The sequence below is a fragment of the Mycobacterium sp. TH-M116 genome (assembly GCF_057473685.1).
The window spans coordinates 1-24,156 of the sequence record NZ_JBYCLC010000379.1 but is presented as its reverse complement, the minus strand read 5'-3'; the positions used below and the strand labels follow the sequence as shown (position 1 = coordinate 24,156).

At 71.6% G+C, this 24,156-nt stretch carries 25 protein-coding genes and 1 pseudogene; 11 read left to right on the top strand and 15 right to left on the bottom strand.

Features of this window, described 5'->3' with window-relative positions:
* The 5 genes and pseudogenes from AC2VOK_RS19800 to AC2VOK_RS19780 all read left to right on the top strand — a co-directional run.
* Positions 1-315: pseudogene (locus tag AC2VOK_RS19800) on the top strand (inorganic phosphate transporter); the annotation flags it as partial.
* Positions 312-611, top strand: coding sequence for a hypothetical protein (locus AC2VOK_RS19795; RefSeq protein ID WP_428901954.1), 300 nt, complete (start codon positions 312-314; stop codon positions 609-611). The pseudogene AC2VOK_RS19800 and the gene AC2VOK_RS19795, both read left to right, overlap by 4 nt.
* 54 nt (positions 612-665) lie before the next feature.
* On the top strand, positions 666-968 hold the full coding sequence (locus AC2VOK_RS19790) for a DUF3349 domain-containing protein (protein WP_428901953.1): 303 nt from the start codon (positions 666-668) through the stop codon (positions 966-968).
* A 44-nt stretch (positions 969-1,012) separates the two neighbouring features.
* Complete coding sequence (gene menE / locus AC2VOK_RS19785; RefSeq protein ID WP_428901952.1) at positions 1,013-2,128, top strand: o-succinylbenzoate--CoA ligase; 1,116 nt, start codon at positions 1,013-1,015, stop codon at positions 2,126-2,128.
* Between the two features lie 17 nt (positions 2,129-2,145).
* Positions 2,146-3,504: a hypothetical protein gene (locus AC2VOK_RS19780; RefSeq protein ID WP_428901959.1), complete on the top strand. Its 1,359-nt coding sequence runs from the start codon at positions 2,146-2,148 to the stop codon at positions 3,502-3,504.
* Between the two features lie 15 nt (positions 3,505-3,519).
* Here the strand turns inward: AC2VOK_RS19780 and AC2VOK_RS19775 are convergent, their stop codons facing one another.
* The 4 genes from AC2VOK_RS19775 to AC2VOK_RS19760 all read right to left on the bottom strand — a co-directional run bounded on the left by AC2VOK_RS19775 (position 3,520) and on the right by AC2VOK_RS19760 (position 7,602).
* Positions 3,520-4,254, bottom strand: coding sequence for a DUF732 domain-containing protein (locus AC2VOK_RS19775; RefSeq protein WP_428901951.1), 735 nt, complete (start codon positions 4,252-4,254; stop codon positions 3,520-3,522).
* A gap of 123 nt (positions 4,255-4,377) precedes the next feature.
* The gene (locus tag AC2VOK_RS19770) at positions 4,378-5,040 is read right to left on the bottom strand and encodes a TIGR04282 family arsenosugar biosynthesis glycosyltransferase (RefSeq protein WP_428901950.1); all 663 of its coding nucleotides are present in this window, start codon (positions 5,038-5,040) and stop codon (positions 4,378-4,380) included.
* Positions 5,037-5,696, bottom strand: coding sequence for a glycosyltransferase family 2 protein (locus AC2VOK_RS19765; RefSeq protein ID WP_428901949.1), 660 nt, complete (start codon positions 5,694-5,696; stop codon positions 5,037-5,039). Before AC2VOK_RS19765 ends, AC2VOK_RS19770 begins: the two co-directional genes overlap by 4 nt.
* 10 nt (positions 5,697-5,706) lie before the next feature.
* Positions 5,707-7,602: a DUF7159 family protein gene (locus tag AC2VOK_RS19760; RefSeq protein WP_428901948.1), complete on the bottom strand. Its 1,896-nt coding sequence runs from the start codon at positions 7,600-7,602 to the stop codon at positions 5,707-5,709.
* A 341-nt stretch (positions 7,603-7,943) separates the two neighbouring features.
* On the opposite strand from AC2VOK_RS19760, the gene AC2VOK_RS19755 reads away from it, so the two are divergent.
* A complete protein-coding gene (locus AC2VOK_RS19755; protein WP_428901958.1) occupies positions 7,944-9,521 on the top strand; it encodes a DUF7937 domain-containing protein in 1,578 nt (525 codons plus the stop codon).
* Positions 9,522-9,530: 9 nt separating this feature from the next.
* Here the strand turns inward: AC2VOK_RS19755 and AC2VOK_RS19750 are convergent, their stop codons facing one another.
* The gene (locus AC2VOK_RS19750; RefSeq protein ID WP_428901947.1) at positions 9,531-10,565 is read right to left on the bottom strand and encodes an NAD-dependent epimerase/dehydratase family protein; all 1,035 of its coding nucleotides are present in this window, start codon (positions 10,563-10,565) and stop codon (positions 9,531-9,533) included.
* Positions 10,562-11,338: an S-methyl-5'-thioadenosine phosphorylase gene (locus AC2VOK_RS19745; RefSeq protein WP_428901946.1), complete on the bottom strand. Its 777-nt coding sequence runs from the start codon at positions 11,336-11,338 to the stop codon at positions 10,562-10,564. The genes AC2VOK_RS19750 and AC2VOK_RS19745 overlap by 4 nt, the downstream gene beginning before the upstream one ends.
* A 60-nt stretch (positions 11,339-11,398) precedes the next feature.
* On the opposite strand from AC2VOK_RS19745, the gene AC2VOK_RS19740 reads away from it, so the two are divergent.
* Positions 11,399-12,271 carry a 1,4-dihydroxy-2-naphthoate polyprenyltransferase gene (locus tag AC2VOK_RS19740; protein WP_428901945.1) on the top strand — a complete coding sequence of 291 codons (873 nt, stop codon included), beginning with the start codon at positions 11,399-11,401 and terminating at the stop codon, positions 12,269-12,271.
* 5 nt (positions 12,272-12,276) lie between these two features.
* Here the strand turns inward: AC2VOK_RS19740 and AC2VOK_RS19735 are convergent, their stop codons facing one another.
* Entirely contained in the window at positions 12,277-12,600 is a 324-nt protein-coding gene (locus AC2VOK_RS19735; RefSeq protein WP_428901957.1) for a DUF4229 domain-containing protein, read from the bottom strand.
* Between the two features lie 72 nt (positions 12,601-12,672).
* On the opposite strand from AC2VOK_RS19735, the gene AC2VOK_RS19730 reads away from it, so the two are divergent.
* On the top strand, positions 12,673-12,834 hold the full coding sequence (locus AC2VOK_RS19730; protein ID WP_421530724.1) for a hypothetical protein: 162 nt from the start codon (positions 12,673-12,675) through the stop codon (positions 12,832-12,834).
* A gap of 6 nt (positions 12,835-12,840) precedes the next feature.
* Here AC2VOK_RS19730 and AC2VOK_RS19725 read toward each other — a convergent pair whose 3' ends face one another.
* The 8 genes from AC2VOK_RS19725 to AC2VOK_RS19690 form a co-directional block, all read right to left on the bottom strand.
* On the bottom strand, positions 12,841-14,214 hold the full coding sequence (locus AC2VOK_RS19725) for a MinD/ParA family ATP-binding protein (protein WP_428901944.1): 1,374 nt from the start codon (positions 14,212-14,214) through the stop codon (positions 12,841-12,843).
* Complete coding sequence (gene ccsB / locus AC2VOK_RS19720; protein WP_428901943.1) at positions 14,198-15,184, bottom strand: c-type cytochrome biogenesis protein CcsB; 987 nt, start codon at positions 15,182-15,184, stop codon at positions 14,198-14,200. The genes AC2VOK_RS19725 and ccsB overlap by 17 nt, the downstream gene beginning before the upstream one ends.
* Complete coding sequence (locus AC2VOK_RS19715) at positions 15,181-16,776, bottom strand: cytochrome c biogenesis protein ResB (protein WP_428901956.1); 1,596 nt, start codon at positions 16,774-16,776, stop codon at positions 15,181-15,183. Before AC2VOK_RS19715 ends, ccsB begins: the two co-directional genes overlap by 4 nt.
* Positions 16,777-16,823: 47 nt before the next feature.
* Positions 16,824-17,615, bottom strand: a complete 792-nt coding sequence (locus tag AC2VOK_RS19710) for a cytochrome c biogenesis CcdA family protein (RefSeq protein WP_428901942.1) — start codon at positions 17,613-17,615, stop codon at positions 16,824-16,826.
* Entirely contained in the window at positions 17,612-18,226 is a 615-nt protein-coding gene (locus tag AC2VOK_RS19705) for a TlpA disulfide reductase family protein (protein WP_428901955.1), read from the bottom strand. Before AC2VOK_RS19705 ends, AC2VOK_RS19710 begins: the two co-directional genes overlap by 4 nt.
* Before the next feature lie 20 nt (positions 18,227-18,246).
* Positions 18,247-18,858, bottom strand: a complete 612-nt coding sequence (locus AC2VOK_RS19700) for a histidine phosphatase family protein (protein ID WP_428901941.1) — start codon at positions 18,856-18,858, stop codon at positions 18,247-18,249.
* Positions 18,858-20,189: a glutamate-1-semialdehyde 2,1-aminomutase gene (hemL, locus tag AC2VOK_RS19695; RefSeq protein WP_428901940.1), complete on the bottom strand. Its 1,332-nt coding sequence runs from the start codon at positions 20,187-20,189 to the stop codon at positions 18,858-18,860. The genes AC2VOK_RS19700 and hemL overlap by 1 nt, the downstream gene beginning before the upstream one ends.
* Before the next feature lie 129 nt (positions 20,190-20,318).
* Positions 20,319-22,094: a PE domain-containing protein gene (locus AC2VOK_RS19690; protein ID WP_428901939.1), complete on the bottom strand. Its 1,776-nt coding sequence runs from the start codon at positions 22,092-22,094 to the stop codon at positions 20,319-20,321.
* A 186-nt stretch (positions 22,095-22,280) separates the two neighbouring features.
* On the opposite strand from AC2VOK_RS19690, the gene AC2VOK_RS19685 reads away from it, so the two are divergent.
* The 3 genes from AC2VOK_RS19685 to AC2VOK_RS19675 form a co-directional block, all read left to right on the top strand.
* The gene (locus tag AC2VOK_RS19685; protein WP_428901938.1) at positions 22,281-22,676 is read left to right on the top strand and encodes a nitroreductase family deazaflavin-dependent oxidoreductase; all 396 of its coding nucleotides are present in this window, start codon (positions 22,281-22,283) and stop codon (positions 22,674-22,676) included.
* A 9-nt stretch (positions 22,677-22,685) separates the two neighbouring features.
* Positions 22,686-23,846 (top strand): enolase C-terminal domain-like protein, encoded by a 1,161-nt coding sequence (locus AC2VOK_RS19680; protein WP_428901937.1) that lies wholly within the window; start codon positions 22,686-22,688, stop codon positions 23,844-23,846.
* A 14-nt stretch (positions 23,847-23,860) separates the two neighbouring features.
* Positions 23,861-24,156, top strand: a 296-nt coding sequence (locus AC2VOK_RS19675; protein ID WP_428901936.1) for a 2-dehydropantoate 2-reductase, incomplete at its 3' end; no start/stop codon positions are given.

Genomic DNA, 24,156 nt, shown 5'->3' with positions numbered 1-24,156 from the left:
TGGCTGGTCACCCTCCCGCTGGCCGGGCTCGTCGGCGCGGTGACCTACTGGATCGTCCACCTCATCGGCGGATACCCCGGCGCGATCATCGGCTTCGGGCTGCTGGTCGCCGTCTCGACCGTGATCTACATCCGGTCGCGCAAGGTCAAGGTCGACCACAAGAACGTCAACTCCGAATGGGAGGGCAGCCTGACCGCGGGCCTGGACGCGCCGGAGGAGCTCCCGCCGTCGACCGGGGTGATGACGGCCCAGGCCGGCCCACCGCCCCGGTCGGGCTCCGAGGACCCCACGGTCGGTGCGGGGAACCTGTCATGAGCGGCTTCAGCCAGTGGTTCAACTACCAGGCCTCCCTGAAGATCCTGGTGTTCAGCATGCTGGCCGGCGCCGCACTGCCGGGGCTGTTCGCCCTCGGGCTGCGGCTGCAGGCCATGGGCGCCGGGGACATCACCACCAGCGGCGCCGCGTCGCAGCGTAACCGGGCACTGACCGGGCTCGCCTGGGCGATTTATGCGGTGGTGGTCGTCGTGATCCTGCTCGCCCTGGCCTACATCTCCCGGGATTTCATCGCGCACCACACCGGGTATCCGTTCCTCGGAGCAAAGACCACGTAGGATCGGGGCCGGGTCTTCACTAACGCCGAGCCCACGCCCGGAACAGGTTGGACAGTGAACGGATTCCTCAGCTCGATCGTGGCCTGGCTGCGCGCCGGCTACCCCGAAGGCGTTCCCCCCACCGACACCTTCGCGGTCCTCGCGTTGCTCACCCGCCGGTTGAGCCACGACGAGGTTCTCGCAGTGGCCGATGAACTGATCCAGCGAGACGAACTCGACCACATCGACATCGGCGTGGCCATCACCCAGATCACCGACGAGCTGCCGTCGCCGGCCGACGTCGAGCGGGTGCGGGCGCGGCTGGCCGCGCAGCGCTGGCCGTTCGACGACGAGCACAGCAACGGAGAGCAGGCATAGCCGTCCTGCGGGCGCTCGCCGTCCCGGCGGGCAGCGCCGTTCCCGTGCTGCGGCCCGCCCTGGAACGGATGCTGGACGGGCGCGGTCCCGCGCTGCTGGCCGTGCCGGCCGACCCCGACCCGGAGGCGCTGCGCGCATTGCGGGTCGGGTTGCGAATAGGCGAGGACGTCGACGACGACGTGGCGCTCGTCGTGACGACGTCGGGCACGACCGGGTCCCCCAAGGGTGCCCTGCTGACCGCCGCCGCCCTGCGGGCCAGTGCGTCGGCCACCCATGAGCGACTCGGCGGGCCGGGCGCCTGGCTGCTGGCCCTGCCGCCGCATCACATCGCCGGGATCCAGGTGGTGGTGCGCAGCGTGCTCGCCGGCCTAGAGCCCGTCGAACTCGACGTCTCCGCCGGCTTCGATCCCGCCGAATTGCCCGGCGCGATCGGCCGGCTGGGCGCCGGACGCCGCTACACCTCGCTGGTGGCCGCCCAGCTGGCCAAGTCGCTGGCCGACCCGGCAGCCGCGGCCGCCCTCGCCGAACTCGATGCCGTGATGCTCGGCGGCGGGCCGGCACCGGACCGGGTCCTGGACGCCGCGGCTGCGGCCGGCGTCACGGTGGTGCGCACCTACGGGATGAGCGAGACCGCGGGCGGCTGCGTCTACGACGGTGTCCCACTCGACGGAATCCGGGTGCGGGTGAGCGGCGACGGGCGCGTCGTGATCGGGGGCGCGACGCTGGCCAAGGGTTACCGCAACCCGGTCGTCCCCGACCCGTTCGCCGAGCCGGGCTGGTTTCGCACCGACGACGTGGGCGCCCTCGACGACGCGGGTGTGCTGACGGTGCTCGGCCGCGCCGACGACGCGATCAGCACCGGCGGGTTGACGGTGCTGCCACAACTCGTCGAGGCGGCGCTGGGCACCCACCCCGGGGTGCGCGAGTGCGCGGTGTTCGGCCTGCCCGACGACCGGTTCGGACAGCGGGTCGTCGCCGCGGTGGTACCCGTCGACAGTTGCGCCCCGCCGGCGCTGGACGCCCTGCGCGACCACGTGGCACACACACTGGACACCACCGCGGCACCCCGCGAACTGCACGTCCTCGATGCGCTGCCGCGCCGCGGCATCGGCAAGCTCGACCGGGGCGCGCTGGTGCGGCGGTTCTCCCCTCGTCAGTAGGCTCGTCGATCGTGACGATCGCGCTCCGGGGATACGCCAGGGAGGTGGCGGCGGTCGCGGTCGGGGTTGCCGTGGTGGCGGCCGCGTTCGTGTTGCCGCGCATCCACATCGGCGTCACGCCGCTGCACGGCGTCGGTCCGGAAAGGTTCGCCACACACGCCGGTGCGGCACCGATCTTCGGGGCGTGGGAGATTCATGCCGGCTGGGGCAGCGGGCTTGCCATTTTGCTGGCCGTGGCCGCGGTGGTGTGGGGAAACGCTGTAGCTCAACGGCTTTCGTGGCGGATATTGACTCTGTGCACCTGGGCCACCGCGTGCGCGTGGGCGTTGGCGCTGGCGCTGATCGACGGTTGGCAGCGGGGTTTTGCGGGCCGGCTGACCACCCGGGACGAGTATCTGTACGAGGTTCCGGGCATCACCGACATCCCCGCCGCGGTGCGCGCGTTCGCCGGCCGGATCCTCGACGGGCAGCCGAATTCCTGGACGACACACGTCTCCGGCCATCCGCCGGGTGCGCTGCTGACGTTCGTCTGGATGGACCGCATCGGCCTGCACGGCGGCGTCTGGGCCGGCCTGTTGTGCCTGTTGGCCGGGTCGAGCGCGGCGGCGGCCGTGGTCGTCGCGGTCCGCGCGCTGGCCGGCGAGCCCGCCGCGCGGCTGGTCGCGCCGTTCGTCGCCGTGGCCCCGACGGCGATCTGGGTGGCAGTTTCGGCCGACGGATACTTCGCCGGTGTCGCGGCCTGGGGTATCGCACTGCTGGCGGTGGCAGTCCACCGGACGGTCCGATTCCCCCCTCTGGCGGCCGCCGGTGCGGGTCTGCTGCTGGGATGGGGAGTCTTCCTCAGCTATGGCCTGATCCTGATGGGGCTGCCGGCGCTGGCCGTGCTGGTGTCGGCGCGCAGCCGGCCCGCCGCCCTGCGGGCACTGGGCGCGGCCGCTGCCGCGGCACTGACGGTTGCCGTCGCGTTCGCCGTTGCCGGATTTTCCTGGTTCGACGGCTACACCCTTGTGCAGCAACGCTATTGGCAGGGTATCGCCAAGAACCGGCCATTCGCCCACTGGTGGTGGGCCAATCTGGCCTGCGTGGTCTGCGCGATCGGGCTGGGCAGTGTGGCCGGGCTGCCCCGGGTGTTCGACGTGGCCGCCATCCGGCGCCGCTGCGGCTTGCATCTGGTGTTGCTGGGCGTGCTGACCGCGATCCTCAGCGCGGACCTGAGCGAACTGAGCAAGGCTGAGGTGGAACGGATTTGGCTGCCGTTCACCGTCTGGCTGACCGCGGCGCCCGCGTTGCTGCCAGTGCGGTCGCATCGCGTGTGGCTGGCGGTCAACGCCGCCGGGGCACTGCTGGTGAACAGCGTGATCGTGACGCACTGGTAGAGGCTGGGGCGCCTCTCAGGGCGCGAGCCTGACCCAGCCCGGTGACATGGGCGCCGACGGCGGGACCGGAGCTGCGCCCTCGCCGCCTCCACCCCCGCTGCCATTCGCCCCGTCGTCGCCGATGCCGCCGCCCGGTTGCGGGGCCTGCGCAAGGGCCGGCGACCGCTGCGGGGAGGGCAATCGTTTCGGCGGAGGCGGTGCCGCAACCGGCCGGGGGGGCGAGACCAGAGGCGGTACGTCCGGCGGTGGCGCCGGAATGTCCGGCGGATCGGGGGTGAGTCCCCCCAGGGGAAGTACCCGGGCGCGCAGGGAGACAGGATGCGCCGGAGCGCCGGACTGCCCCGCAGCAGCCGTGATGGAAACGATCTTGCTGCGGTCGACCGGGCAGTAGGCCTCGACCGACGCGGTGATGAACCGGGTGACGGTGGAGATGACGCGACGCTCGGGGACTCCGCGCCAGGACGGGTTGATGAGCGCATGGTCCTTCATGTCGTCCACGAGGGAGTCCACCGCCATGCCGCCGTCGAGTTCGTGGCAGACCTTGTGGGCGGTGGAGATCAGGCTCGGCACTCCCTTGAGCGCGGGAATCTGTTCCTGTTCGAGCAGATCGAGGAAGTGCGCGTCCTGGTTCGGGTCGGCCGCGGCTGCACCGGCGGACACAGAGATGCTGCCGGTGAGCACGACGAGGGCGGTGACCAGTGCACCGGCGTGACTGGTGACGGCGGCGGCGACGGTGGTAGTGGTGGACATCGAGACTCCGTTCCGCGGGGGCCGTCGCCGAACGGGCTCTGGACGGTGATCGACACCGCAATCTTTGACTACCGGGGCAGCCTCGTCCCGGCGCCGACCGCTGAAACGCTGCGATCGCCGTCGTCAGAGCCCGGCTGCGCGGACAACCCGCGCGAATCGGCTCTCGGCTGCGCACGCCGAGTACACGGCGGCGATGTCGTCGACTACGTCAAAGTCGGACAATTCATCTGCAAGCTGAACTTCGATTCCATTGGCGCGCAAGGCCTTCAGGGTGAGCTTTCCGGTGTCGGGTCGCGACATCGGAACGGTGCGCAAGCATTCGGCCATCGCCGGCGTCGCCACCCCGAGCACCCACCACCCGCCGTCACACGCCGGGCCGAGTAAGGCCGGCGCTGCGAGTAGGCGTTTCGCGCAACCGGCCAGCAACCCGGCAGTCACCTGCGGGGTGTCCATCCCGATCTGCAGCACCGGATACCCGTTCGCGGAATCAGCGTGCGCGTTGGCAAGCCGGTCGCCAAAGTCCTTGCCGCGCTGCGTGATCACGGTGCACGACTCCAATCGCCGCCGGATCTCGGCGGCCCCGGTGGCGGCTTCCAGGTTGCCGGTCAGCGCGACCACCCGCGCGGCCACCGGGGCGGCCACCACGGCGTCCAGCGTGTCCAGCAGCGCGGCCGCTGCGATGTCGGCGGCGACACGTTCGCCGACCGTCGCGGCGAGCCGCGTTTTGGCCAGGCCGGGCTCCGGCGCCTTCGCGACGACCAGCAGCGTGACGGGCAGCACTGTCACGAGATCACCTTCCAAAAGTCCAGGATCGCGATGATGCTGCCCCGCAGCGACCCGCTGACCTTGGATCTGCCGCCGGTCCGGGGACCGTAGCCGACGTCCAGCTCGACCACGCGCCAGCCGGCCGCCGCGGCACGGACCAACAGTTCCAGCGGATAGCCGGAGCGCCTGTCGACGATGCCGAGATCCAGCAGCGCCTCGCGCCGCGCCACCCGCATCGGCGCGATGTCGTGCACGGGCAGGCCGTGACGGGCGCGCAAACGCCAGCTCATCACGACGGTGCCCAGTCGCGCGACCCATGGCCAGTGCAGTCCCGCCACAGGCCGGCGCCGGCCGATCACCAGGTCGGCGTCCTCGAGCGCAGCGACCAACCGCGGCAGATCACCGGGGTCCAGCGAACCGTCGGCGTCGAGGACCGCGACGATCGGGGTTGTCGCGGCGACCACCCCCGCGTGCACCGCCGACCCGTACCCGGGCCGAGGCTCGACGACAACCCGGGCGCCGTGGCGGCGCGCGACGCCGGCGGTGTCGTCGGTGCTGTCGTTGTCGACGACCAGCGCTCGGTAGCCGTCGGGAATGGCCGCCAACACGGCCGGCAGCGACTCGGCCTCGTCGAGACAGGGCAGCACCACCGTGACAGGGGCGTCAAGGACCGGCATGGGCGGCTGCTCAGAACCCGAAGCCGTGATGCCCGCCGCCCGCACCGCCCGGTTCCTGCGGGGTCTGCGGCTTCGGCGCCACCGGCTGGGGTGCCTGAGTCTGGGGCACCTGAGTCTGGGGCACCTGAGTCTGGGGTGCCTGAGTCTGGGGCACCTGAGTCTGGGGCACCTGAGTCTGGGGCACCTGAGTCTGGGGCGCCTGAGTCTGGGGCACCTGAGTCTGGGGCGCCTGAGTCTGGGGCTGCGTGCTGGGGATGGTCGACGGCTCGGCGGGGGTCACGGGGGCCATCGTCGTGGACGGCGGGTTGTAGGTCGTTGTCGGCGGGTTGTAGGTCGTTGTCGGCGGACTCGACGTCGTGGGCGGACTCGACGTTGTCGGCGGACTCGACGTCGTGGGCGGACTCGACGTCGTGGGTGGACTCGACGTCGTGGGCGGACTCGACGTCGTGGGGCTCGACGTTGTCGACGTCGTCGACGGGCTCGACGGGCTCGTCGGGCTCGACGTCGTCGACGGGCTCGACGTCGTCGGCGGTGTGTAGGTTGGCGCCGCCGGGTTCGGGTACTGCGGCTGCCAGCCCGGGAACGGGATGGGGATCGGAACGGGAAGTGGCACATTGGGGAGGGGGTTGGGCACGAAGCCCGGGCCGCCCGGCACGGGCGGGGCTTCGGGCGCCAACGGCACATTCGGAGCGGGGCCGCCCCCGGCCGGTGGCGACTCCAGCTTGGGGGCTACGCCTCCGTTCGACGGGGACGGAATTGTGCCGCCCTGGAACCCTGCGTCGGGCCGGTCCGGCGGCGGTGGCGGCACCGGGGCTTGCTGTTGGGTCGGCAACAACGGCATGAACTTGCCCGGGACTGCGTTCTGGTGACCCACCACGGGTTCCTGACTGGCGGTGGGCCGCACCGCGATCGCCACCGCAACGGCCAGCGACGCGAACCCGATGACCGCGAACGCGATGACGGCGTTGCCGATCAGCAACGCGCGCCGGTTCAGCGGCGCCCGGCCGTCGTCCAGGTCGCCGTATTCGTCGCTGTACCGGTCCCCGTATTCGTCGAACGTGGGCACCAGCTCGGAGTCGCCGGCCATCGAGTAGGCCAGCTGCTGTTCCTCCGCGTCCGGCTCGGGCGCGGGAGCAAGGGCTGTCGCATCACCGCCCGGCAGCATCGCCGTTTCGTCACCCGTGAGCATCGGCGCTGCCCGCGTGGCGTCCGGCGCACCGACGGTCGGGGCCGCCGCCAGCGCCGCGCCCCGGGCCAGGGCGAACGTAGGGTCGTCGGGAATCTGCACCCGGACGGTGGCATCACCGATCTGGTCGGCGATGCGGGTCAGTTCGGCGGCGGCGTGATCGGAAGCGCCGACCAGATAGACCTCGTCGGGAGCACCGGGATGCTCGCCGAGCCTGGCCATCAGCGTGTCGAACGTCGCGGTGGCCTCGCCGCCGGCCAGCGGCCCCGACGCCAACAGGGTTGGCGGCGCTTCCGCCTCGCCGGAACCGGGGCCGGAGCCGGGGCCGGAGCCGGAGCCGGAGCCCATCAGCGACAGCGTCGCCGTCTCGTCGTCGACCACCAACGCCGCGCCGGGCCGCCCGGCCGCCCGCATCAGGGCCGCCAGCGCGTGTGACTCCGGGAGCACCGCGACGTTGAGGACACCGGAATTTTCCAGCGCCCGCCGCAGCTGCTCGGCCTTGGGATTGTCCGTCCAGCACAGCCGGGTGCCGACCAGGCGGTGACTCTCGTCGACCAGCAGCCGGTTCGTGCCGACCACGGTCTCGGTCAAGTTCCCGACCGGGTTGTCGCCGAGCTCGACAACGGACTGGTCGATCACGTCATTGCCCCCGCCGGCGGGGCCCAGCAAGGCCAAGCGAGCAACGGGACCAGCGACCGCGACCCCCAAAACGACGTCCATCCCGGCTCTCCTTCGGCTGGCGACCCCGCAGCCAGCAATGTCCCGGCATCACTACACTGCGATACCGTCGCAAGTACCAGTTTCACCTACGAGCGCAACCGCACCAGCGTCGGCGAACGACGGCACGGTCGCCGCTCGGCGACACCCGCGGGCAGCCGCCACCGCGGCTTCCGAACAGAGACTATGGTCGCAAGCGCACAGCGCAGTCGGCCGGCCGGGGTGTTCCCCGGCGGGCCCACCGAACTCGCGCCGGCGGTGACCGTCCTTGAGACCCGGGGGGCCTCGTGAACCACAGCATCGACGACACGCCTACCGGCCCTGTCGGAGGGCAGACTCAGCGCCTGGCCGCGGCCGCCGCGCACCGGGCCACGGGGTGGACCACGGTCCCCGACCTGACGGCTACCGCCCTGCTCGTCGTCGCACCACTACTGCCGTGGAACGTGTATTTCGGCCTCGGGATCCCGCACAGCAGCGTCACCGCGTTCACCGCGCTGTTCGCGGTGACGCTGCTGTCGCTGCTGTCCCTGGGCGTCACGCGACTGGGCCCCGTTCGGTCCCGTCCCGCAGTGGCCGGACGGCTCCGCGTCGTTTTCAACGTGCCCTATCTACTCCTGGTACTGGCCTTCGTCGGGTTCGACGTGTTCGAGACGGTCCGTTTCGCCGGCACCGTGCACGTTCCGGGCGGTGTCGGGCCGGGGGCATGGCTCGGTGTCGCGGGCGCGCTGTTGAGCGCGCAGCCGGCCGGCACCGATCAAGCGGACGGCCGGTTCCCACTCGTCCGGGTCCTTGGCTACGCATCGATGCTCGGGGCGACGCTCAGCTTCGGCTTCAACCTGTACTGGCGGGTGAAGTACGCGCTGGACGGCTCCGGGTTCGGCAAGCAGAACGTCGCGGTCATCACCAGCGCGATGGTGTACGGGGTGGTGGCCCTGGCCGCAGTCCTCGTCGCGTCCACCTGGCTCGTCCGCACCACCAAGGCCTCCCGACTGGCCACCGTGGCGCTCGGGGCGTCGGCGCTGGCCGCCGGCATCCTGGTGTGGACCCTGCCCGTGGGCCGCGACGTCGACGCATTCCGCGGCATCGCGCAGAACACCTCGACAGCGGGCGTGGGGTTCGAGGGCTACCTCGCCTGGGCGGCGGCCGCGGCGACGTTCGCGCCGCGCACGTTCCTGGGGCACCGGAGCGCCGGCACGACCGAGGCGAACGCCTGGCGAGCGGCGGCCCGCAACGGCCTGCTGCTGATCGCCGTCTGGTGCCTGGGGTCGATGGCCATGCGGCTCACCGACCTCGCGGTCGCGGTCAGCCTGAACTACCCGTTCTCCCGCTACGACAGCCTCGTGTTGGCCGGCTTCGACCTGCTCACTGCGACTCTGGCGATCTGGCTGCGCGTCAACCTGGCCAACGACGCGGTCTCGGCGCGGCTGGTGTCGTCGTTGTGCGGGCTTGTCGCCACCCTGAGCATCTCACGCGTCGTGCTGGGCGTCGCGCTGGCGCCGCGGTTCCAGGAGACGCCCAACGCCACCGCACAGAACCCGGTGTACGGCAACGACCTCGCCCAGCAGATCACCAGCGTCTTCGACGTGACGCTGTGCGGGTTGGCCCTGTGCATCCTGACCGCGGCGATCCTCACCGGCCGCCGCCGACATCAGGGACAGCAGCGCCCTTTCACGCGTGCCGCCCCGACCCGGCCGTCGGCGCCGCCGACCACACGCGCCCGGGTGCCCCGCCCCGCCCCGCCCTCGGCGGCGGCGACGACCCGCATCCCCACGGGCGCCCCCATTGCCGACACCGAGCACCCCACCACCGTGATGCCGAAGGTGGGGCCAGGACCGCGGATCTTTCGCGGTGACGACACGGCGACGGGGCAGATTCCCGTGCCGAAGCCAAGGATCTTCCGGTCCCCGCCCGACACGAAATAGTCGGGGAACCTAGCCACGCAACGGCGCGAAAGCAAAGTCGCGCAGGCCATTTCGCGGCTGAATGACCGCCCGGAAGCCCAGCTTCTCGGCGGCCCGGGACGGATCGGCGACGATATGGCGGACGTCGCCGCTGCGGTACTGGCCGGTGATGACCGGAGACAGCGAACCATCGCGCGCATCGCAGAGCGCCGACGCCACCTCCATGATGGAGATCGGCTGTCCCGAGCACACGTTGGCCGCGAGGAACCCGCCGCGGTCGCAGGCCGCCGCGGCCACGTTGGCGGCAGCCACGTCGTCGACGTGGACGAAGTCACGCATCTGGCCGCCGTCCTCGAAAACCCTTGGTGGCGCGCCTTCTTCCACGGAGGACCGGAAGATGGCCGCCACGCCGGAGTATGGGGTGTCACGGGGCATCCCGGGGCCGTAGACGTTGTGGTAGCGCAGCGCCACCACCGATCCGCCCGTCGCCTCCGACCAGGCCAGCGCGTAGTGCTCCTGCGCGGTCTTGCTGGCGGCATAAAGGCTGCGCGGCCGCAGGGGGGCGTCCTCGTCGACGAGGCGCCACCGCAGTTCCTCCCCACCGACGGGGCAGCGGTGTTCGAAGACCCCGGCGTCCAGATCGGCGCGCCGGCGCGGCAGCGGGTCGACGGGTCCGTGTTCGCGGCAGTGGTAGCACCCCTGCCCGTACACCACCATCGACGACGCGAGCACCAGGCGGCGCACCCCGGCGTCGAACATCTGCGCGAGCAGCACCGTGGTCGCCAGGTCGTTGTGGCCGCCGTAGGCGGGCGCGTCGGCGGCGTCCACGCCGGCCCCGACCATCGCGGCGTGATGGCACACCACGTCGACACCGGCGAGCAGCGGGGCCAGCGCCCCGGCGTCGCGGACGTCGACCCGGTGACACCCGGACGGCAACACCGCGTCCGGGCCGTGCGCGGCCGGCAGCAGCACGTCGACGCCCACCACGTCGTGACCCGCCGCCCGCAGCGCCGCGTCCACCCGCGACCCGATGAAACCGGCCGCGCCGGTCAGCAGCACCCTCACGGCAGCTCGACGGGCAGCGTCACGCCGGTGTGCGGCAGGCAGTGGGTGCAGTTGCGTTCGGAGGACACCCGGGCGATCGCCGCGCGCACCAGCTTCTTGAACGGCTCGACGTTGCGCTGGAACTGCGCGAACACCTCGGCGGTCTTCACGCCATCCCCGGACTCTATGCCCGCGTCCAAATCTGTCACCAAAGCTATTGTCGCATAACATATTTCGAGTTCACGCGCGAGCACCGACTCCGGGTAGCCGGTCATGTTGACCAGGCCGAACCCGGCCGAGGCGAACCACCGGCTCTCGGCCCGGGTGGAGAACCGCGGACCCTGGATCACCACCATGGTGCCGCCGTCGACAACGTCGGGCAGGCCGGTGACTGCGGCGCGCAAGGTCGGGCAGTACGGATCGGCGAAATCGACGTGGATGCCGCCGGAGTCGAAGTAGGTGTCAGCGCGGCCCCTCGTGCGGTCGACCAGCTGGTCGGGCACGACGACCGTGCCCGGACCGTTGGCCCGGTCGAGGCTGCCGACCGCGCACGGGCCGAAGACCCGCCGCACCCCGAGCTTGCGCAGCGCCCACATGTTGGCCCGGTACGGCACGGTGTGCGCCGAGTATTCGTGGGCGGCGCCGTGGCGGGGCAGGAAGGCGACCTCGTGCCCGCCGACGCTGCCGAGGGTGACCTGCGCGCTGGGCCGGCCGTAGGGGGTGTCCACGGTGACGGTGCGAGCGCCGGATCCGAGAAACGTGTAGAAGCCGCTGCCGCCGATGACCCCGAGCATCCGCCCATTCTGGTTCATGGCTGTCGGCGGGAACGCTGCAGGATGTTGCAGGATGGTGCCGTGGCCAGTTTCGGGCAGTGGATCTCGGGGGCGCGGCCGCGGACGCTGCCCAACGCGGTGGCGCCCGTCGTCGCGGGCACCGGCGCCGCGGCGTGGCTGAGCGCCGCGGTGTGGTGGAAGGCGCTGCTGGCGCTGGGCGTCGCGGTCGCGCTGACGGTCGGCGTCAACTACGCCAACGACTACTCCGACGGCGTCCGCGGCACCGACGACGACCGGGCTGGGCCGGTACGGCTGGTCGGGTCACGGCTGGCCGCGCCGCGCTCGGTGCTGGCTGCGGCGTTGGCCGGCCTGACAGTCGCCGCGGCCGCGGGTGTCACGCTCGCGCTGGTGTCCGCGCCGTGGCTCATCGCCGTCGGCGCCGCCTGCATCGCGGGGGCCTGGCTCTACACCGGCGGGTCGAGGCCCTACGGCTACGCCGGCTTCGGCGAGGTCGCGGTGTTCGTGTTCTTCGGCCTGGTCGCCGTGCTGGGCACGGAGTACACCCAGGCGCTGCGGGTGGACTGGGTGGGGCTGGTGCTGGCGGTGTCGGCGGGGGCGCTGTCGTCGTCGGTGCTGGTGGCCAACAACCTGCGCGACATCCCCACCGACGCGCGCTCGCACAAGATCACCCTGGCGGTGCGCCTCGGCGATGCCCGCACCCGCACGCTGTATCAGGCGCTGCTGGCGACCGCTGGGGCGCTGACCCTGGTGTTGACGGCGGCAACCCCGTGGTGCGCCCTCGGTTTGGCGGCCACGCCGCTGGCGCTGCGCGCCGCGGGCCCGGTGCGATCCGGCCGCACCGGCCCCGCGCTGATCCCCGTGCTCCGCGACACCGGCCTGGCGATGATCGTCTGGGCGCTCGCCGTGGCGCTGGCGCTGGCGCTGGCGCGTTGATCGGGCTAGTCCTCGGCGACATCCTCACCGACGTCCTCGCCGCGCAGCCGGGCTTGCAGCTGTTGTCGTTCCCGGCGACGGCGTTCCCCGACGGTCACCAGCGCCGCGGTCGCGCGTCGGCGCAGCGGGCCGAACAACCAGATGCCGAGCGGCATCGCGATGATCAACGCGAAGAGCGCGGCAACGATGATGGGGAACTGGGCTACCCCCAGCAGCCGCGCAATCCCGTAGATGGCACCGGTGAGCACGACCACGAGAAGCAACCGCGCTGCCGCGTAGGGCAAGACACCGCCGATCACACCGACGCTTCGGTCTTCGGCGCCTTCGATGCCCTTGTCGACAGAATCTTCGCCCACGGGTCGAGCCTACGACGCGGGTATATTCGCTCAAGGAGGTGTTGAGTGCTCTACTTGCTCGTCGTCCTGGTTCTGGGGACCCTCATCTACGTCGGCTGGCGTGCGGCGCGGATGCAGAACAACCGGCCCAAGAGCCGCGTCATCGGGCCCGACGACGATCCCGACTTCCTCCGACGATTGGGCCATGGGGACAACAACCCCCACTGAACGCTCTCAGACCGGACCCGGGTTGCGCTGGTCTCCTCCGAACCCGTCGGCGACGACGGCTGCCAGCTCGACCAGCGCCTCGCGCGTCTCGCGCCGCAAACGGTCCAGGCTGATCTCGGCACCCTCCTCGAGATGAGGGTCGAACGGAATGGTCTGCACGGCGCGGCACCGGCGCGCGAAGTGGTCGACCACCTTGTCCATGTCGACCTTGCCCGTCCCCGGGCGCACCGCGTTGATCACGGCGATCGCGTCGCGCACCAGATGTTCGTGGCCGTGTGCGTCCAGCCAATCCAGCGTCGCCGAGGCGCTCCGCGCGCCGTCGATGGAGCCCGAGCTGACGACGACAAGTCCGTCGGCCTTGTTCAACACCGACGACATCGCCGAGTGCAGGAGCCCGGTGCCGCAGTCGGTGAGCACCAGTCCGTAGAACCGCTCCAGGATGTCCAGGGTGCGGTCGTAGTCGGCGGCGCTGAACGCCTCCGACACCGCGGGGTCGGTCTCCGACGCCAGCACCTCCAGCCCGCTCGGCCCCTTGGAGGTGTACCGGCGGACGTCGCTGTAGCGTTCCACGCTTCCGGCGTCGTGCAGCAGCTCGCGCACGGTCGCCGCCGTCTCCAGCGGCACCTTCTGGCTCAGGGTGCCGCGGTCGGGGTTGGCGTCGACGGCCACCACCCGGTCGCCGCGGATGTCGGCGAAGGTCGCGCCCAGCGTGGCGGCGATCGTGGTCTTGCCCACCCCTCCCTTCAGCGACAGAAACGCGATCCGGTAGCAACCCCGCAGCGGCTGGTTGACCTGGGCCACCAGGTTGTTGTAACGCGCGGCCCGGGCGCTCTCGCCGACATTGATCAGCCCGTTGGACAACACGTACAGCAACCGGCGCCAGCCCTCGGTGGGCGGCGGTTTCACCGGGCGCAACAGCATGCTGGTGGACAGCTCCGGGTAGGGGGTGTGCGGCAGCGGCTCGGGACGGCGCGGCCCCGAAGGCACGGCTGGCACCGGATGGACTGCCGGCACCGGATGGATCTGCGTGGGCTCCGCCTCGGCCGGTCCGGTGTAGTAGGCCCCGTAGGCCGTCGGGTCGACCCGCGTCATCCCGGTGGCCGGGGTGGACGGCCACTGAGACGCGCCGGGCGGCATACCGGTCTGCCTGCCCGGGCCGGAGAGCCGCCGCTCGGTGCGGAAACCGGTGAAGGCGCGGGTCGGCGTGTCGCCGCTGGGCTCCGCCGGTGCCCCACCCTGCTGTCCGGGAGGCCCCTGGACAGGCAAATGCCTTGCGTGCTGATCGGGCCCTTCGACGCCCGTCGTCGGCTCCTCGGACACGTGCGCTCCCCCTGGATCGGTGATGTGGTCGGTCGCCCGTATGTCAGCCCACGCCCGCATACGAATGCAGGCCCACGGTCACCAGATTAACGAAGAACAGGTTGAAGACCATGGCCACGAACCCCACGACGTTGATCCAGGCCGCTTTCCTGTCCCGCCACCCTGCGGTCGACCGCGCGTGCAGGTAGGCCGCGTACACCACCCACGCGACGAAAGACACCGTCTCCTTGGGATCCCAGCCCCAATACCTGCCCCAGGCCTCCTCGGCCCAGATGGCGCCGAAGATCACGCCGAAACCGAACACCGGGAACGCGAAGATCGTGGTGCGGTAGGCGATGCGGTCCAGCGTCTGCGCATCCGGGAACCGCTGCACGACTCGGGCCAGGGTGCCCTCGGCGCCCGGGCTCTCGGGGTCCCCGAACCGCGACGTCCGCAACAGGAACAGCACGCTGGCGATGCCGGCGACCATGAACACCCCCGACCCGAGGCTGACCACCGACACGTGGATGGGCAGCCAGTAGGACTGCAGCGCGGGCATCACCGGAGCGGCGTTGGTATAGAGCCAGCGGCCCGACACCGTCAGCAGGATCAGGATCGGCACCAGCAGGAAGACCCACAGCGGGCGGTGCTGGGGGCGGCGCAGCATGACGGCGCCGGCGAGCAGGCCGCACAGACACGTCAGGTTGATGAACTCGTACATGTTGCCCCACGGCGGGCGCAGGGTGGCCAGACCGCGCAGCACGACACAGGCCAGCAGGAGCCCGATGCCGAGGTACACCACGGCCAGCCCGGCCCGACCGGTGCGTTCGTCGATGGGCCGCACGGGGAGAGCGTCCACGATGCCGGGAACGGCGCTGTCGGCGCCGACGGAGCCCGCTGCCACCCGCTCGCGCCGGTCCACGCGGCGCCCGCCGGCGTAGGCCAGCTCGACGGCGAGCAACAGCAATGCGACCACCAGGGCCACCACGGCCGAGGTGAATGCCCAGTCCGAGTAGCGTGCCAGGGAGACGTTGACGTGCAGGGTGTTCATGTGATGTCCACCTGAGAACTCCTTACGGACGCGGGGGGAGCCTCGCTGCCGCCGGGGTCGCCGAGGCCAGCCAGCAGTCGCCCGGTCAGTCGCTCGAACTCGTCGCCCCAACCGGCGTTGTCGGTGCGGGCCAGACCACCCATTTCGACGTTCACCGTACCCGGGGCCGTTTCGCCCGCCGGCGTGAGACGGACCCACACCCGGCGCCGGCGCACCAGCAGCGACATCACCAGACCGGCCATCATCGTGACGGCGAAAACCAGCACCCAGACCTGACCCGGATCGTGGGAGACCTGCAGGTTCACGAAGGGGACGGCGCCGTCGAAGCGGACGACGGTGCCCGCCGCGGGGCCCTGCTGGATCCGGACCTCCTGGCCGGGGCGCAGGTTGACCCGCTTCTCCCGGGTCAGCCGGCCCTGCTGGAGCAACCGCGGGTCCAGGGTGAACAGCGACTGAGGCCGGCCGCTGTCCAGCCCGGTGTCGCCGCGGTAGACGTCGACGGCCACCGCGGGGGCGGTCAGGGCCGGGAACCGCGAGGACAGCAGCGTGCCGTCGAGCTGCTCGGTCGGCGCGAGCAGGCCCTGGATCGCGATCTGGTGTTTACGGCGCTCGACGGGGTCGGGGTAGCTGCCGGCGGGCGGGTCGATGCGCACCACGCCCGACGACAGCAGGGTGCGCGGGTTGTCGGGCCGCCACTGCACGGTCGACGTGCGGGTCTGACCGTCCGGGAATGTCACGGTGAAGGTGGGAGCGTATCCGTGGCCCTGCAGGTAGATGCGGTCGCCGCCGATGCGCAGCGGGTGGTTGACCTCCAGCCGGTAGGGATGCCAGCTGTCGGCGGCGAGGTCACCGCCCGCCTGGTAGGCGATGTCGGCGACGTAGGAGGTGGCCTGCCCGGACGGCAGGTAGTGCGCCGCGAAGTCGTCGACCCGGATGCAGATCGGGTGCAGCGACGTGCCGTCGACGGTGTTGCCGGCCCGAAACGAGTCGAACGCGGCCGGAGAGGCCGAGCAGAAACCGGGTCCGCCGTCGGCGATGACGATCACGTTGCCCTCGTAGCCGAACAGTTTGCCGACGGCCACCGCGACCAGCAGACCCAGCAGCGAGAAGTGGAAGGCCAGGTTGCCGAACTCGCGCAGATAGCCCTTCTCCGCGGCCACTTCGACGGTGTCGGGCGCACCGCCACCCTGCTGGCGGATGGCGGTGCGCCAGCCGCGCAGCCGCCCGGCGATCGTGTTGGCCAGGGCGTTCAGCTCCCCGGGGCCGGCGTGCAGCTGCGCTTCGGCGTGCTTGGGCAGCCGGGTCAGGTTGCGCGGCGCGGCCACCGGTGTGGCGCGCAGGCTGTCCGCGTGCTCGATCATGCGCGGGGTGAGACACCCCACCAGCGAGACGAACAGCAGCACGTACACGGCGGTGAACCAGAAGCTGGAGAACACGTCGAAGGCCTGCAGGCGGTCCAGCCACGGGCCGATCAGCGGGTGGGACGCGATGTAGTCGTCGACCTTGCCGGCGTTGAGGCTGCGCTGGGGCAGCAGCGCACCGGGGATGGCGCCCAGCGCGAGCAGGACCAGCAGCACCAGCGCGGTACCCATCGAGGTCAGCGTGCGCCAGGTGTTGCGCCCCCAGGCGAGTACCCGCCTCAAATCGGCAGCCTGACGTCGGAGACGAACGCGTCGCGCAGCCACGACACGACGTCGTTCCACACCCCGGTGACCAGCAGCGCGCCGACCGCGATCAGCAGCGCGCCGCCGAAGATCTGGATGCCGCGGGTGTGCCGCCGCAGCCAGCTCACGCCGGCCACCGCCCCCGCCGAGCCGAATGCCAGCGCCACGAACGGGATTCCCAAACCCAGGCAGTAGGCGATGACCAGCACGATCCCGCGAACGACGTTGGCCCCCTGGGTGGCCGAGGCCACCGTGATCACCCCGGTCAGCGTGGGGCCCAGGCACGGCGTCCAGCCCAGTGCGAACACCGCGCCGAGCAGCGGCGCACCGGCCACCGTCGTGAACTGCCGCGGGCGCAACCGCGCTTGCCGCTGCAGCGCCGGGATCAGGCCCACGAACACCAGTCCCATCACGATGGTCAGCACGCCGCCCACGCGCTGCAGCAGCAACTGGTTGGTGATCAGCGTGGTCGTCATGCCCAGCACGGCGACGGTGCCCAGCACGAACACGGTCGTGAACCCGGCGACGAACAACGCGGCCGACCCCGCGACCCGCCACCGGGCCGAACTCGCAGGGCGCCACAAGGCGTGGTGCGCACCCGGTGGCGGCTGCGCGTCCACCCCGACCACGGCCGCCAGATACGACAGATAGCCCGGCACCAGCGGCACCACGCACGGTGAGGCGAACGACACCAGCCCGGCGAGCAGGCACACGCCGAGGGCCAGCACCAGCGGCCCGGCGGCGGCGATGTGGGCGAAGCCGCTCATCGCGGCGCGGCCTGAACGTCCGGGGACTCGCGGGCCACCCGCTCGACCACGGGTTGCAGGTCCTCGGCGAGCAACTCCCGCAGGAACACCGCCGCCACCCGGTGCCGGCGGTCCAGCACCAGCGTGGACGGGATCACGGTGGTCGGGTACTTGCCGCCGAACGCGATCAGCGTGCGCATCGCCGGGTCGTAGATCGACGGGTAGGTCACGTGCCGGTCGTCGACGAAGTCCAAGGCGGCCCGGCGGCTGTTGTCACGGACGTCGATGCCCAGGAACGACACGCCGGCGCTGCGGGTGGCGTCATCGACGCGCTGCAGTTGGGCGACCTCGGCCCGGCACGGACCGCACCACTGGCCCCACACGTTGACCACCACGACACGGTCGGGGAAGTCGTGCAGCGACAGCGTGCGCGTCGGGTCGGCCAGGTCCGGCCCTGACAGCGGGCCCGGACGGCCACGGCTGGACGGCGGGTCGTAGTAGATGTCGGTCTTGCCTCCGGGTGAGACGAACTCGAACGTGCCGCCCTGGGCCACCGCGTCGCGACCGGTGCAGCCGGCCAGCAGCGCGGCCACCAGCGCCGCCGCCACCGCCAGGCGCCGCTTCGGGGTCAGCTTCGGGGTCAACTTCGGGGTCAACAGGGCGCCGCCGGCTCGGAGTACTCGACGTCGATCAGGCGGTCGCCGTCATAGACCAGGGTGGTGACCGAGGCCAGCCCGCACTCGCGGCGCCGCGGGTCGTGCCAGAGCCGCCTGCCGGTCAGGTGCAGCCGCAGCGTCCACACCGGCAGTTGGTGGCTCACGCACACCACCTCCTGACCCGCGCCACGGGCGCGCGCCTTGTCCACCGCGCTGCTCATCCGCGCCGCGATCTCGACGTAGGGCTCACCCCAGGACGGGGTGAACGGGTTGCGCAGCCGCCACCAGAACCGGGGGTCGCGCCACGCGCCGTCGCCCGGGCTGACGCGGCGGCCCTCGAAGGCGTTGGCCGACTCGATCAGGTCGGCGTCGGTGTCGACGGACAGGTTGTGCAGGGCCGCGATCGGTGCGGCGGTCTCCTGGGCCCGCTGCAGCGGGGACGCGATCACCGCGGCGATGTCGCGGCCGGCCATCGCGCCGGCGACGGCGGCCGCCTGCGCCCTGCCCTGCTCGGACAGGCGGAACCCGGGCAGCCGGCCGTAGAGGATCCCGTTCGGGTTGTGCACCTCGCCGTGACGTATCACGTGCACCCGGGTGTGTTCGGCCATCAGGGTCGGTCCTCTCCGGTGGCCGCCGCGGCCGCCCGGGCGGCGTGCGGCAGCGCCGCGGCGATGGTGTCGAACGCGGCCTCGTCCAGCGCGGCCGAGACGAACCACGCCTCGAAGGCGCTGCACGGAGGGTAGACGCCGGCGTCCAGCAGGGCGTGGAAGAAGGCCGGAAAGCGCCACGTCTGGCTGGCGCGTGCGGCGGTGAAGTCGGTCACCGGCGCCTCGGCGAAAAACACGCTGAACATGTTGCCGGCCCTCGGAATCCGATGCGCCACACCGGCATCGGTAAGCGCCTCGGACAGCATCGCGGTCAGGCGGTCGGCGTTGGCGTCCAGCGCGGCGTAGACCGCGTCGTCGGCGGCCCGCAGGGTGGCCAGGCCGGCGGCCATCGCGACCGGGTTCCCCGAGAGTGTCCCGGCCTGATACACCGGGCCCAGCGGCGCCAGCCGTTCCATCACCTCCGCGCGCCCGCCGAACGCGGCGGCCGGCAACCCGCCGCTCATCACCTTGCCGAAGGTGAACAGGTCGGCGGCCACGGGATCGATTCCGTACCAACCGCTTCGGCTCACCCGGAAACCGGTCATCACCTCGTCGCTGATGAGCAGCGCCCCGTGCTCGGCGGTGACCGCGCGCAGCGCCGCGTTGTAGCCTGGCGCCGGCGGCACGACGCCCATGTTGCCGGGGCTGGCCTCGGTGATCACCGCCGCGATCTCCTCGCCGAACCGAGCGAAGGCCTGCCGGACGGCCTCGATGTCGTTGTAGGGCAACACGAGGGTGTCGGCCGCGGCCGCCCCGGTGACCCCTGGCGAGGACGGCAGGCCCAGCGTCGCCACCCCGGACCCGGCGTCGGCGAGCAGCGCGTCGGCGTGGCCGTGGTAGCAGCCGGAGAACTTGACGATCTTGGCGCGGCCGGTGAACCCGCGCGCCAGCCGCACCGCGCTCATGGTGGCCTCGGTGCCCGAGTTCACCAGGCGGATCCGCTCGACGGCGGGGACCCGCGCGATGATCTCGGCGGCCAGCTCGCTCTCGGCCGGCGTGGGCGCCCCGAACGACAAGCCGTGGGAGGCCGCCTCGGCCACCGCGCCGACCACGGCCGGATGCGCGTGGCCGAGGATCATCGGTCCCCAGGAGCAGACCAGGTCGACGTAGCGGTTGCCGTCGGCGTCGGTGAGCCGGCAGCCGCGCGCCCCGGTGATGAACCGCGGGGTGCCGCCGACGGCGGCGAAGGCGCGGACCGGGGAGTTCACCCCCCCGGGGATGAGCGCGCACGCGTCGGCGAACAGACGCGCGGACAGCGCGGTCGACGTCGTGGTCCGCTCCGAACTACCCATGGCCACCAGTGTCCCAGCCCGATCGACACGGTCCACTACAGGGTGTAGCAGACCCGCCACCTCATGCCCGCCCGCGCTCGCCGTCGGCGACCCGCGCAACTCAACGACGGTGTTGGTGCCCGGGACCGGTCACGCCACCGCCACCCCGGTCGGATCTTGGCCGACCGGGATGTTGGCGACGAGGGTGTCGCTGAACGGCTCGATCACCGAAACGTTGTTGCTGCCGGAGTTCGCTACGTAGACGACGTTGCCGAGGTTGTTGACCGCCACCCCGCTCGGATCGCTGCCGACCGGGATCGTCTCGGTGACGGCGTTGGTGTTGGGGTTGATCACCCACAGACTGCCGTCGTTGACGCTGTGGTCGGTGACGTAGACGCTGTTGTTGACGGGGTTGATCGCCACCCCGTATGGCTCACCGGTCACCGGGACGGTGCCCGTGACGGTGTTGCTGCTCGGGTTGATCACCGACACGCTGCTGCCGGCCTCGTTGGCGACATAGACGCCGCTGCCGTTGGGGCTGACCGCCACCCCGTTCGGGCCGGCGCCGACCGGGATGTAGTGCGGGGCGCCGTTGGAGGGCAGGGCGGTGATCGCCGACACGTTGTTGGTCGTGGGCATCGTGACGTAGACGCTGCCACCGACGGGGTTGACCGCCACGCCGCTGGCGGAGGTGCCGAGGGGGTAGTCGTAGACGACCTGTTTGCTGATGGTGCTGATCACCGCCAGGTCGCCGGTGCCCCCCTGGGTGACGTAGACGGCGGTGTCGGTGGGGTTGACCGCCACCCCGCTCGGGCCGCCGGCGACCGGGATGGTGTCCACGACGGTGTTGGAGGCGGTGTCGATCATCGACACGGTGTTGCTGCCGGTGTTGGTGACGTACATGGCGCTGCCGGTCGGGTTGGCCGCGATCGCGCTCGGGTCGGTGCCGACCGCAATGGAGGTGACGATCGCGTCGGTGCGGGGGTTGATCACCCACACCGAATTGCTGCCGGAGTTGGTGACGTAGACGTCTCCGGTCCCGCGAATCCCGCCGGCACCGCCGGCACCGCCGGCACCGCCGGCATAGCCGCTGGCCCCTCCGCCCAGGCTGCCGTCGCCTCCGGCGAGGCCCGCCGAACCGTTGCCGCTGAGGCCGCCGGTGCCGCCGTGAGCGCCGGCGCCGCCGTGCCCCCCGGCGCCGAACAGCAACCCGCCGCTCCCCCCGGTCCCGCCGATACCGCCGGGCATGCCGGTCCCACCGGGCATGCCGCCTGTCCCGGCCACGCCGTTGCCGCCGATGCCGCCGTTGCCGCCGGCGCCCCCGTAGCCGAACAGCAACCCGCCGTGGCCGCCGGTGCCGCCGGCCCCGCCGGCAACACCGATGCCGCCGGCCCCGCCGTTGCCGCCGTTGCCCCCGTTGCCCCACAACAGGCCGGCCGCACCCCCGCTGCCTCCGGCCTGACCAGCTGCACCCGAGCCGCCGTTGCCGCCGTTGCCGAACAAGATCCCGCCCGCCCCGCCAGCGGCGCCGCTGCCCGCGGCGCCGCTGGCGCCGTTGCCGATCAGCGGACGCCCCACCAGCATCTCGGTGGGCGCGTTGACCGCGCCCAGCACGTCACGCCCGACGTTCTGCAACGGGGCCACGCCGGCGGCTTCCGCGGCCGCGTAGCTGTGCGCACCCGCGGTGACCAGCTGCACGAACTGTTCGTGAAACAGCGCGGCCTGGGCACTGAGGACCTGATATTGCCGGCCGAACTCTCCGAACGCCGAGGCCACGAGGGCGGACACCTCGTCGGCGCCCGCGGCCAGCACTCCCGTAGTCGGGGCCGCCGCGGCGGCGTTCGCCCCGCCGATCATCGATCCGATGTTCGCCATGTCAGCCGACGCGGCCGCCAGCAGCTCCGGCGAGACCACCAAATACGACACCTCTGCCCCCTAATTACGCCACTGTTGGTCGTGAAATTGATGCGACAGCACGCGATTCCGCGATCAGCATAAGGGCTGAACACGTCGCGGCGCCGCCGGATCGACGCAATCGGGTTGTCACCGCGCACCACCGCCAGCGACGTCGCGGCCTTGAGATCGACCACACGTAGCGAGTTGGATGTCGGTATGAAACTTCCGCAAGGGCTCGCTCGCTTCAACCGACGTGTCACCAACCCCGTGCAGCGGATGTGGGCCGGCTGGGCTCCCACGTTGGCCATCGTCGAGCACACCGGCCGGCGCTCGGGCAAGCCGTACCGTACGCCGGTCACCGTCTTCAGCGCCGAGATCGACGGCAAGCCCGGCGTGGCCATCCTGTTGACCTACGGCCCCGACCGCGACTGGCTGAAGAACCTGACCGCCGCAGGGGGCGGGCGGATACGCCGCTACGGCAAGGCTTTCGGTGTGATCGACCCGCGCGTGATGCCCAAGGCCGAGGCGGCGGCGCACGTCGTTCCCCGGTGGCAGCCGATTTTCCGGAGGCTGCCGTTCGAGCAGGCGGTGCTGCTGACCCGGACCCCCTGAGAAGGGGTGATGCGGATCACCGCGATCGTCGAGCGCCCGGTAACGCTGCACGGCGCACCCGCCAACGCGGTCGTCGACTTCTCCGGCCACACCGTCTCGCTGGTCGCGCTGCGCAGCGACGTCATCCGGGCCGGCAAGCCGGTGACGGGGGTGGCCTTCGACTCGATCGGCCGCTTCGCCCAGAGCGGGATCCTGCGCGACCGGATGATCCCGCGCGTGCTCGACGCCGACCCGCACACGTTGCTCGACAACTCGGGGCGCATCGACCCTGCCGAGGTGCTGGCGTGCGCGCTGCGCGGCGAGAAGCCGGGCGGGCACGGGGATCGCGCGGCCGCCGCCGCCGCACTGGAACTGGCGTGCTGGGACCTCAACGCCAAACTCGCCGACGAGCCCGCCTGCGTGACCATCGCCGGCCATTTCGGGCGGCGGCCCGCGGCGGCGGTGGAGGTGTATGCCGCCGGCGGCTACTACCACCCCGAGGGCGGGTGCGAGCGGCTGCGCGCGGAGGTGCGCGGATACCTCGACGCCGGCTATGACGCGGTCAAGATGAAGATCGGCGGCGCCGGCCTGCGCGAGGACCTGCGGCGAGTCGAGTCCGTCGTCGACATCGTCGGCGATGCCGGCCGGGTCGCCGTGGACGCCAACGGTCGCTTCGACCGGCCGGAGGCGACCCGGTGGGCCGCCGCGCTGGCGCCCTGCGGCCTGCGCTGGTACGAAGAGCCCGGCGACCCATTGGATTTCGAGCTCAACCGCGCGGTGACGGCCGGCTACGACGGCGCGGTCGCCACCGGGGAGAACCTGTTTTCGACCCAGGACGTCACCAACCTGGTGCGTTACGGCGGCATGCGGCCCGGCCGGGATGTGTTCCAGATGGACGCCGGCCTGAGCTACGGGCTTTCGGAGTATGCCCGGATGCTCGACGTGCTCGAAAGCAACGGATTCGACCGCCGGTTCGTCTTCCCGCACGGCGGGCATCTGCTCAACCTGCACATCGCTGCCGGGCTCGGCTTGGGCGGGTGCGAGTCGTATCCGGGGGTGTTCGCACCGTTCGGCGGCTACCCCGATCGTTGCGCGCCGGTTGGCGGACGGATCGCTCCCACGGACGCGCCGGGGTTCGGGCTCGAGCAGAAGGCCGACCTGGCGGGGCTCATCGCCCAGCTGACCGAATGAGCAGGAGATTGCGGATGAAAATCGCGGTGATCGGTTGCGGGGCAATGGGTTCCATCTATGCGGCCAGGCTCGCGGCCGCGGGTCACGACGTCGTGGCCATCGACCGCCACCGAGCCGACGTCGAGCGGATCAACCGGGACGGGCTGCGGGTCACCGGCCCGGACTCCGACCGGGTGGTGCCGCTGCGGGCGAGCACCACCGCGCCGGCCGAGGCGATGGATCTGGTGGTGCTGGCAGTCAAAGCGGCAGACGTGGAAACTGCCGCGCGGCAAGCACTTCCGATGCTCGGCGAATCGACGCCGGTGCTGAC